We start from the raw sequence: 9,216 nt of genomic DNA, 5'->3' as shown, positions 1-9,216 counted from the left end.
CCCCCCCCCCCCCCCCCCCCCCCCCCCCCCCCCCCCCCCCCCCCCCCCCCCCCCCCCCCCCCCCCCCCCCCCCTCCCACAGGTTCGGCACATTCATGAGGGATGAATGAACATGACCCTCCGTCAATTTCAATCAAAGTCGCGTTGACAAGCACCGGAAAGCCTAACAATACTTCGACCAAGTCATACGACAACCTACAACAACCAATAACTACAATTATCTAGCTCAGGGATTTACATGACGAACACATCCCCATTCAATCGCCTGCTCCTGACCGGCGCCGCCGGTGGCCTCGGCAAAGTCCTGCGCGAACGCCTACGACCTTACGCCAACGTCCTCCGTCTGTCGGACATCGCCAACATGGCGCCAGCCATTGATGATCGCGAAGAAGTCGTGCCGTGCGACCTCGCCGACAAGCAAGCGGTGCATCAACTGGTCGAAGGCGTGGACGCGATCCTGCACTTCGGCGGCGTGTCGGTTGAGCGTCCGTTCGAAGAGATCCTCGGTGCCAACATCTGCGGCGTGTTCCATATCTACGAAGCGGCCCGCCGCCACGGTGTGAAGCGGGTGATTTTCGCCAGTTCCAACCACGTCATCGGCTTTTACAAGCAGGACAAAACCCTCGACGCCCACTCCCCTCGCCGCCCGGACAGCTATTACGGCTTGTCCAAGTCCTACGGCGAAGACATGGCCAGTTTCTACTTCGATCGCTATGGCATCGAAACCGTCAGCATCCGCATCGGCTCCTCGTTCCCGGAACCACAGAACCGCCGAATGATGAGCACCTGGCTGAGCTTCGACGACATGACCCAACTGCTCGAACGCGCGTTGTACACCCCGAATGTCGGCCATACCGTGGTGTACGGCATGTCCGCCAACAAGAGCGTCTGGTGGGACAACCGTTTCGCCGCACACCTGGGTTTTGCGCCACAGGACACGTCCGAAGTCTTCCGAGAAAAAGTCGAAGCCCAACCAATGCCCGCCGAGGATGATCCGGCCCGGGTTTATCAGGGTGGTGCCTTTGTCGCGGCCGGACCGTTCGGCGACTGAGCCCTCGCCAATCGCCACATAACAAAGCCAAGGGAATGCGTTGCCATGCAAGTCGAATTGATTGTCGATGCCCGCAATGCGGTCGGTGAAAGCCCGGTGTGGGTCCCCGAGGAAAACGCCCTGTACTGGGTCGATATTCCGACCGGTGGATTACAGCGCTGGAATGCCGACAGCGGGCACGTTCACGCCTGGAAAGCGCCGCAAATGCTCGCCTGTATCGCTCGTCACAGCGCGGGTGGCTGGGTCGCCGGCATGGAAAGCGGATTCTTTCACCTGCACCCGCACAACGATGGCAGCCTCGACAGCGAACTGCTGGCCCACGTCGATCACGCCCGCCCCGACATGCGCCTGAACGATGGCCGCTGCGATCGTCAGGGCCGTTTCTGGGCCGGCAGCATGGTGCTGAACATGGGCGCCAACGCCGCCGACGGCACGCTCTATCGCTACAGCGCCAGGCAACCCGGGCCGCTCGACGCCCGGCTCAGCGGTTTCATCGTGCCCAACGGCCTGGGTTTCAGCCCGGACGGCAAGACCATGTACCTCTCGGATTCGCACCCGAATGTGCAGCAGATCTGGGCCTTTGATTACGACATCGACAGCGGCACGCCGTCCAACCGTCGGCTGTTCGTCGACATGCATCACTTCCTTGGCCGCCCCGATGGCGCGGCGGTGGATGCCGAAGGTTGCTATTGGATCTGCGCTAACGACGCCGGGCTGATTCACCGTTTCACCCCCGATGGCCGACTGGATCGTTCGCTCCCCGTGCCGGTGAAGAAACCGACCATGTGCGCCTTCGGTGGCAGCCAGCTCGATACGCTGTTTGTAACCTCGATCCGCCCCGCTGACGACCATGACGAACAGTCGCTGGCCGGCGGCGTGTTCGCCCTCAACCCCGGCGTCAAAGGCTTGCCGGAACCGGCGTTCAACGAATTGCTTTGAGCCAATAAAGATCGCCATGACACCCACAATCCTCGAACTCGAAGACGAACTCACCCGCCTCACCCTCGCCCCCGAACTCGGTGCGAGCATTGTCAACTGGACTGTGCGCAGCACCGGCCAACCGCTGTTGCGCCACAGTGACCAACACGCCTTGAACACCGGCCTGCCCGGCAAACTCGCCTGTTATCCCCTGGCGCCATGGTCGAACCGCATCGACAAAGGCGGTTTCGACTGCCCGGATGGCTGGCTTGCGCTAACGCCCAACAGCCTCACCGATCCGCTGCCGATCCATGGCAGTGCCTGGCAACAGCCGTGGCAGATCGTCTCGCACACCCGCGATGAAATCGTCCTGCAACTCGACAGCACCGCACCCTTCGCTTATCGCGCAAGGCAACGTTTCCATCTGAGCGAGGGCAAGCTGAGCATCGATTTGCAGGTCACTCATCTGGCTGAACACGCCGCCTGGCACGGGCTCGGTTTACACCCCTACTTCCCGCGCACCGCAGGCACTCGGTTGCAGACGCAGGCGCGAGGGGTCTGGTTGTGCGACGGCGCAAAACTGCCGACACAACTCAGTTCGATTCCTGAGGAATGGGACTTCAGCCAACCCCGCGCGTTACCCGAAACGCTGGTGGACAACGGCTTTTGCGCATGGGACGGCCACTGCCTGATCCAGCAACCCGACTTAGGTTATGAACTGGAATGCCAAGCCACCGGCAGCGCCTACTACCTGCTCTACTGCCCCGTGGGCCTGGAGTTTTTCTGTATCGAACCGGTGAGCCATCCGGTCAACGCCCATCACTTGCCGGGCCGGCCAGGGTTGCGTTTGCTGGAGCAAGGGCAATCTGCCGAGCTCGGTTTCAGCCTGCGCTACCGCTACGCCAACAGCTGAGTCAGCACCGCGCGCAACTTGCCGGGTTTCACCGGTTTGTTCAGCAGCGGTGCGTCGAGTCGCTGCAATGAGCGCCGACACTGGTCGGTGCGGTCGGCGGTGATGATCACCGCTGGAATCGCCTGGCTGAAATGCTCGCGCAAATGCCGAACCACTTCACAGCCCACCACTCCGTGATCCAGGTGATAGTCCGCCAGAATCAGTTCCGGCGCCTGTCCCTGCAAAGCCACCAGTGCCGTGGCCTCGTCGGTGGCGATGACCACCTCGCAGCCCCACTGGCCGAGCAGCGCGCTCATGCTTTCAAGAATGCTGACTTCGTTATCCAGCACCAACAGCCGCCGGCCCGGCAATGGGTTACCGGTACTTGGTTGCGGCGCGGCCTGACTGATCGGCAGTGGGATCTCATGGGAAATCGGCACTTCGATGCTGAACATCGAACCGCGCCCCGGCCGCGAATGAACCTGAATCCTGTAGTCGAGGATCTTGGCGATGCGTTCGACAATCGCCAGTCCCAGGCCCACGCCCTTGCGATCGGCGGCGCGCCCGACGTCCAGTTGGTTGAACTCGAGGAAGATCGAGTCAAGACGATCCGCCGGGATCCCGCGCCCGGTGTCCCAGACTTCGATACGCAGCGCATCGCCCCGGCGTCTTGCCCCCAGCAGAATGCAGCCCTCGTCGGTGTAGCGGCAGGCATTGCTGAGGAAGTTGCGCAAAACCCGCGTCATCAGGCGCAAGTCGGTATGAAGGGCGTAATCGCCCATGTGCACCCGCAGGTTCAACCCGGCTGCCGCCGCCACCGACTGAAACTCCGAGACCAGTGGCGCGAACAATTCGTCGAGGCGGTACAGGGCAATATCCGGCTTCACCGCGGCCTGATCAAGCCGGGAAATATCCAGCAGATCGGTGAGCAAATCTTCGGCCCCTTCCAGCGCCTGATGCGTGCGCTCCACCAGCACCTGCTCGACGTCGGGCAGTTTGCGTTCGCGCAAGGTCGAGATCAGCAAACGCGCGGCGTTGAGCGGTTGCAGCAAGTCGTGACTGGCGGCGGCGAGGTATTTGTCCTTGCTGCGATTGGCCGCCTCGGCGGCATCCCGGGCATCGCGCAAGGCTTCTGCGGCGTCCAGCAGCTCGTTGGTGCGCGCGGTGACCCGCTGCTCCAGTTCGTCATTGAGTTGTTGCAGGCGCTGCTGAGCGAGTTTTCGCTCGGTGATGTCGGCAACAAAGCCCTCCACCAGGCCTTCCTGATCCGGTTTGAGCAGCAGGTTCATCAACACGTCGAGGACACTGCCGTCCTTGCGTCGCAGCTGAGTTTCATAGCCCAGCAGGCTGCGCTCGCGCTGGAGGATTTCGCCGATGCTTTCCAGCTCTTGTGCCCCGCCAACGAACAGCGTGCCCGCCAGGTCCGTCAGGGTAAACAGCACCTCCTGGGGGTTTTGATAGCCGAGCATCCGCGCCAGCGCCGGGTTGGCGGCGCGCATGCCCTCCAGCAGGCTGGCCTGGAAGATCCCGTGTACCGCGTTTTCGAACAGCCATTTGTAGCGGTTGCGTTCGGTTTCCAGTTCATCCAGGCGCGCGGCCAGTTCCGGGTAATGACTCTTGCGCGCCGAATGGTTACCTAAGCCGAGTAACCCGGCCAGCGCCCGTTGTTGCTCGTCAGAGGGCTTCGCCATAGACGACCTCGACGTCGCGCTGGCTGGATTCGCGCGGGTTGGTAAGGATGCACGGGTCGTGCATGGCGTGTTGCGACAGGAACGGAATGTCCGCCGTACTCACCCCGTGCAGGCCCAGGGTTTCGTGGAAGCCGATGGCGTGTTTGAGGGCGATCAGGTGTTCGACCAGACGCCCGCAAATCTGCCGGTGATTGAGGCCACGGCAATCAATACCGAACGTCTCGGCGATCACCTTGAAGCGCTCCGGCGCCGAGCTGTAGTTGAACGCCACCACGTGTTCCACCAACACCGCATTGCACAGGCCATGGGGCAGATCGAGGAAACCGCCGAGGCTGTGGGACATGGCGTGCACCGCGCCAAGGATCGCGTTGGAGAACGCCAGACCGGCCTGCATGCTGCCGAGCATGATTTTCTCGCGCAGGGCGATGTCGCTGGGGTTGGCGATCATTTGCACCAGATTGCCGTTGATCAGCCGCATCGCTTCCAGCGCATGAGGGTCGGTGAGCGGCCCGTGACCGGTGGAGACAAAGGCTTCGATGGCATGGACCAACGCGTCGATACCGGTACAGGCCGACAGGAACGGGTCCATGCTCAGGGTGGTTTCCGGGTCGATCAGCGACACGTCCGGCACTGCGGCCTTGCTGACGATGGAGAATTTCATGCGTTCTTGCTGATTGGAGATGATCACGAACTGCGACACATCGGCCGACGTGCCGGCGGTGGTCGGGATCAGGATCAGCGGCGGGCTGGGCATGCGCAACATGTCCACGCCCTCGAATTCGAGGATGTTGCGCCCGTGGGCGACGACAATGCCGATGCCCTTGCCGCAATCCATCGGGCTGCCGCCACCGATCGCTACGATCACATCGCAGTGATTCTCCCGGTACAGCTCGGCGCCGAGCATGACTTCTTCGATCCGCGGGTTGGGCGAAACGTCGCTATACAAAAAGAAATCAATGCCCTGGGCTTGCAGACTGGCCTCGACATCGGCGACCCAACCGGCGGCAATCACACCGGGGTCGCTGACCACCAGCACTTTGCGGGCGCCGAAGGTCTTGGCGTAGTTACCGACGTTGTGCCGACAGCCGGCACCGAAGATGATTTCAGGCGAAACGAATTTACGCAGCTGGCTGAGATTCTGGCTCATTGGAAAGCCTGTTTTTATTGTTTTGAAAGGTAAAGACCACACTAAAGCATCCGGCTGCGAATGCAATCAGACCAATGGATAGCCGCCGCCCGGGGTGCACTCCTTCAATTTTGTATTCACTGAAAATCCCTGTGGGAGCGGGCTTGCCCGCGATAGCGGTCTGACAGTCAACATCGATGTTGAATGTGCTGGCCTCATCGCGGGCAAGCCCGCTCCCACAGGGATTTGCGTTTGCAATTCATCCGCGATAAATCAGCCGCGAGGCTTTCTCGTTGCGCAACGTCAGGTGCTCCATGCCCTGCCCCGGCGCGTCGGCTTCGTCCCGGGCCTTGAGAATAACGTCGTGGTGCAGTGACTTGCTGCACACCGGATCCGCGTTGGTCGCGTCCCCCGTGAGCATGAACGCCTGGCAGCGACAGCCGCCGAGGTCCTTGTGCTTTTCATCGCAGGAGCGGCACGGCTCTTTCATCCAGTCATCGCCGCGAAAACGGTTGAAACCGAAGGAGTCGTTCCAGATGTGTTCGATGCTGTGCTCACGCACATTGGGAAACTGCACCGGCAACTGGCGGGCGCTATGACAAGGCAATGCCGTGCCGTCCGGGGTGATGTCGAGAAACAGGTTGGCCCAGCCATTCATGCAGGTCTTGGGGCGTTCTTCGTAGTAATCCGGGGTGACGAAGATCAGTTTGCACGGGTGGCCCTCGGCCTCAAGCCGCTGGCGGTATTCATTGGTGATGCGCTCGGCGCGCTGCAACTGTTCGCGGGTCGGCAACAAGCCGACGCGGTTGAGTTCGGCCCAACCGTAAAACTGGCACGTCGCCAACTCGACGAAATCCGCCTCCAGCTCCAGGCAGAGGTCGATGATCTGCGCGATCTGGTCGATGTTGTGCCGATGGGTGACGAAATTCAGCACCATCGGGTAACCCTGGGCTTTCACCGCCCGGGCCATGGCCAGTTTCTGGGCGAAGGCCTTGCGCGAGCCGGCGAGCAGATTATTCACCTGTTCGTCGGCGGCCTGAAAGCTGATCTGGATATGGTCCAGCCCGGCAACCTTGAAGTCGCGGACCTTCTGTTCGGTCAGGCCGATACCCGAAGTGATCAGGTTGGTGTAGTAACCCATGTCCCGCGCGGCCTTGATCAACTCGGCGAGGTCTTGGCGCACCAACGGCTCGCCACCGGAAAAACCCAGTTGTGCAGCGCCCATCTCCCGCGCCTCGCAGAACACCCGAATCCATTCTTCTGTGCTCAACTCCTCGCCATGCTGGGCGAAGTCCAGCGGGTTGGAGCAATACGGGCATTGCAGCGGGCAGCGATAGGTCAGCTCCGCCAACAACCACAGCGGTGGGCCGGGTTGCTGTTCGATCTGGCTCACAAGATGATCCCCCGGTGCCAGACCTGCTCCGTGGTGACGGTGTGATAAGGCGGGCGATCCAGCTCATAGGCCATGCTCATCGCGTCGAGCATGCTCCACAGCACATCGAGCTTGAACTGCAGAATCTCCAGCATGCGTTGCTGGCCTTCGACCGTCACGTAGTGCGCCAGGGTGATGCGCAAACCATGCTCGACATCGCGCCGGGCCTGGCTCAGACGTGTACGGAAATAGTCGTAGCCGGCCGGGTCGATCCATGGGTAATGGGTGGGCCAGGCGTCGAGCCGGGACTGGTGAATCTGTGGCGCGAACAGTTCGGTCAGCGAGCTGCTGGCCGCTTCTTGCCAGCAAGCGCGACGGGCGAAATTGACGTAGGCGTCCACGGCGAAACGCACGCCCGGCAGCACCAGCTCTTGCGAAAGGATTTGTTCGCGATCCAGCCCCACGGCTTCGCCCAATCGTAGCCACGCTTCGATGCCGCCTTCACTGCCGGGGACGCCGTCATGGTCGAGGATCCGTTGCAGCCACTCCCGGCGCACGTCGCGGTCCGGGCAATTGGCGAGGATGGCGGCATCCTTGAGCGGGATGTTCACCTGGTAATAGAAGCGATTGGCGACCCAGCCCTGAATCTGCTCGCGGGTGGCGCGCCCGGCGTACATGGCTTGGTGGAATGGGTGGTGGATGTGGTAATAGGCGCCTTTGGCGCGCAACGCCTGTTCGAACTCGGCGGGGGTCATGGGGGTGTCAGTCATTGTGGTTCTCCGGATTTCGCGGTGTCTGGTCTGGCCTCTTCGCGAGCAAGCCCGCTCCCACAGTTGATCGGTGTGAACATAGATTTTGTGTACACCAACAATCCAATGTGGGAGCGGGCTTGCTCGCGAAAGGGCCATCCGCTACAGCTCAATACTCATGCCGTCATAAGCCACTTCAATACCGCGCCGCTCCAGCAAGGCGCGCTCCGCCGAGTCTTCATCGAGGATCGGGTTGGTGTTGTTAATGTGGATCAGCACTTTGCGCTGGCGATTGAAGCCCTCCAGCACGTCGAGCATGCCGCCGGGGCCGCTTTGTGGCAGGTGGCCCATTTCGCTGCCCAGGCTCTGGCCGACTTCGCACACACGCATTTCATCGTCGCGCCACAGCGTGCCGTCCAGCAGCAGGCAGTCGGCGCGCTGCATCCAGCTCAATACCTCGGCGTCGATTTGCCCCAGCCCCGGCGCGTAGAAAACCGATGCCCCGCTGCGCAGGTCTTCGATGAACAGGCCGATGGTGTCGCCCGGCTGCGGGTTGCCGCGATTGGGCGAGTACGGCGGCGCGTTGCTGACCAACGCAATCGCGCGAAATTGCAGGTGTTGGCAGGCCACGATGCTGAACGGCTCGCGATCCAGCCCGATGGGTTGCCACTGCAAGCCACCGTTCCAGTGTTTGAGCATGGTGAACAAGGGAAAGCCGCTGCTCAGATCTTGATGAACCCGCTCGGTGCACCAGACCGAATGCGGGCAGCCTTCGCGCAGGCTCAACAAGCCGGTGCAATGGTCGATCTGACTGTCCAGCAGGACGACACCGGCAATCGCCGTGTCACGCAAGCGTCGGGCCGGTTGCATCGCCGGAAAGCTTTCGAGTTGCGCGCGAATGTCCGGTGAAGCATTGCAGAGCACCCACTCCACACCGTCGTCACTCAGGGCAATGGACGACTGCGTGCGACGTTGCGCGCGCAGGTTGCCGTTGCGCATCGCGGCGCATTGACGGCAGTTGCAGTTCCATTGCGGAAAACCACCGCCGGCGGCGGAACCGAGAACACGGATGTGCATGGGATGGCTCCAGAAGGCAGGCCCGGCCAACGCGACGGCTGACCGGGCGATCAATCAACGGTTGGCGAAATACATCGTCACTTCGAAGCCAATGCGCAGATCGGTAAACGCGGGTTTATTCCACATGGGTCAATCCTCTTCTTGTGCCGGTCAATTCCGGTAAGACCATTAATGCACGGGGGATGAGATGACCGAATGCTACTTTCGAAGGAGGTGGCGGCGTGCGTTGGTAGGGGGTGTTGCGCGGTCTTCAAGTACACGGAGAACCAATGTGGGAGCGGGGGGGGGGGGGGGGGGGGGGGGGGGGGGGGGGGGGGGGGGGGGGGGGGGGGGGGGGGGGG

General features: G+C 61.9%; 9 protein-coding genes. 3 read left to right on the top strand and 6 right to left on the bottom strand.

Annotation, left to right across the window (positions count from 1 at the left end):
• The first annotated feature begins 237 nt into the window (after positions 1–237).
• The 3 genes from AC1RQB_RS27995 to AC1RQB_RS27985 are packed head-to-tail and all read left to right on the top strand — an operon-like array spanning position 238 to position 2,881.
• Positions 238–1,050 (top strand): NAD-dependent epimerase/dehydratase family protein, encoded by an 813-nt coding sequence (locus tag AC1RQB_RS27995; protein ID WP_063343423.1) that lies wholly within the window; start codon positions 238–240, stop codon positions 1,048–1,050.
• A gap of 45 nt (positions 1,051–1,095) precedes the next feature.
• Positions 1,096–1,989 carry an SMP-30/gluconolactonase/LRE family protein gene (locus tag AC1RQB_RS27990; RefSeq protein WP_063343422.1) on the top strand — a complete coding sequence of 298 codons (894 nt, stop codon included), beginning with the start codon at positions 1,096–1,098 and terminating at the stop codon, positions 1,987–1,989.
• Positions 1,990–2,005: 16 nt separating this feature from the next.
• Entirely contained in the window at positions 2,006–2,881 is an 876-nt protein-coding gene (locus AC1RQB_RS27985; RefSeq protein ID WP_207267338.1) for an aldose 1-epimerase, read from the top strand.
• On the opposite strand, the gene AC1RQB_RS27980 is transcribed toward AC1RQB_RS27985, so the two are convergent.
• The 6 genes from AC1RQB_RS27980 to pqqA all read right to left on the bottom strand — a co-directional run bounded on the left by AC1RQB_RS27980 (position 2,866) and on the right by pqqA (position 9,001).
• Complete coding sequence (locus AC1RQB_RS27980; protein ID WP_063343421.1) at positions 2,866–4,551, bottom strand: PAS domain-containing hybrid sensor histidine kinase/response regulator; 1,686 nt, start codon at positions 4,549–4,551, stop codon at positions 2,866–2,868. The two genes, AC1RQB_RS27985 and AC1RQB_RS27980, sit on opposite strands and share 16 nt — an antisense overlap.
• A complete protein-coding gene (gene ercA, locus AC1RQB_RS27975; RefSeq protein ID WP_008071266.1) occupies positions 4,535–5,698 on the bottom strand; it encodes an alcohol dehydrogenase-like regulatory protein ErcA in 1,164 nt (387 codons plus the stop codon). The genes AC1RQB_RS27980 and ercA overlap by 17 nt, the downstream gene beginning before the upstream one ends.
• 238 nt (positions 5,699–5,936) lie before the next feature.
• Positions 5,937–7,070 (bottom strand): pyrroloquinoline quinone biosynthesis protein PqqE, encoded by a 1,134-nt coding sequence (pqqE, locus tag AC1RQB_RS27970; protein WP_063343954.1) that lies wholly within the window; start codon positions 7,068–7,070, stop codon positions 5,937–5,939.
• Positions 7,067–7,819, bottom strand: coding sequence for a pyrroloquinoline-quinone synthase PqqC (pqqC, locus tag AC1RQB_RS27965; protein WP_207267339.1), 753 nt, complete (start codon positions 7,817–7,819; stop codon positions 7,067–7,069). The genes pqqE and pqqC overlap by 4 nt, the downstream gene beginning before the upstream one ends.
• A gap of 141 nt (positions 7,820–7,960) precedes the next feature.
• Positions 7,961–8,875, bottom strand: a complete 915-nt coding sequence (gene pqqB / locus AC1RQB_RS27960) for a pyrroloquinoline quinone biosynthesis protein PqqB (protein ID WP_063343420.1) — start codon at positions 8,873–8,875, stop codon at positions 7,961–7,963.
• A 54-nt stretch (positions 8,876–8,929) separates the two neighbouring features.
• Positions 8,930–9,001 (bottom strand): pyrroloquinoline quinone precursor peptide PqqA, encoded by a 72-nt coding sequence (pqqA, locus tag AC1RQB_RS27955; protein ID WP_010455123.1) that lies wholly within the window; start codon positions 8,999–9,001, stop codon positions 8,930–8,932.
• Between the last annotated feature and the right edge of the window lie 215 nt (positions 9,002–9,216).

The sequence above is a fragment of the Pseudomonas sp. GW822-FHT02E03 genome (assembly GCF_058802325.1).
The sequence above is the reverse complement of the archived record's forward strand: the minus strand, read 5'-3'. Positions and strand labels throughout refer to the sequence as shown.

Excerpts from the sequence above, each read along its gene's own strand:
- ercA (WP_008071266.1), bottom strand. The coding sequence starts at position 5,698 with ATGAGCCAGAATCTCAGCCAGCTGCGTAAATTCGTTTCGCCTGAAATC.
- AC1RQB_RS27980 (WP_063343421.1), bottom strand. The coding sequence starts at position 4,551 with ATGGCGAAGCCCTCTGACGAGCAACAACGGGCGCTGGCCGGGTTACTC.
- AC1RQB_RS27990 (WP_063343422.1), top strand. The coding sequence starts at position 1,096 with ATGCAAGTCGAATTGATTGTCGATGCCCGCAATGCGGTCGGTGAAAGC.
- AC1RQB_RS27995 (WP_063343423.1), top strand. The coding sequence starts at position 238 with ATGACGAACACATCCCCATTCAATCGCCTGCTCCTGACCGGCGCCGCC.
- AC1RQB_RS27985 (WP_207267338.1), top strand. The coding sequence starts at position 2,006 with ATGACACCCACAATCCTCGAACTCGAAGACGAACTCACCCGCCTCACC.
- pqqC (WP_207267339.1), bottom strand. The coding sequence starts at position 7,819 with ATGACTGACACCCCCATGACCCCCGCCGAGTTCGAACAGGCGTTGCGC.
- pqqB (WP_063343420.1), bottom strand. The coding sequence starts at position 8,875 with ATGCACATCCGTGTTCTCGGTTCCGCCGCCGGCGGTGGTTTTCCGCAA.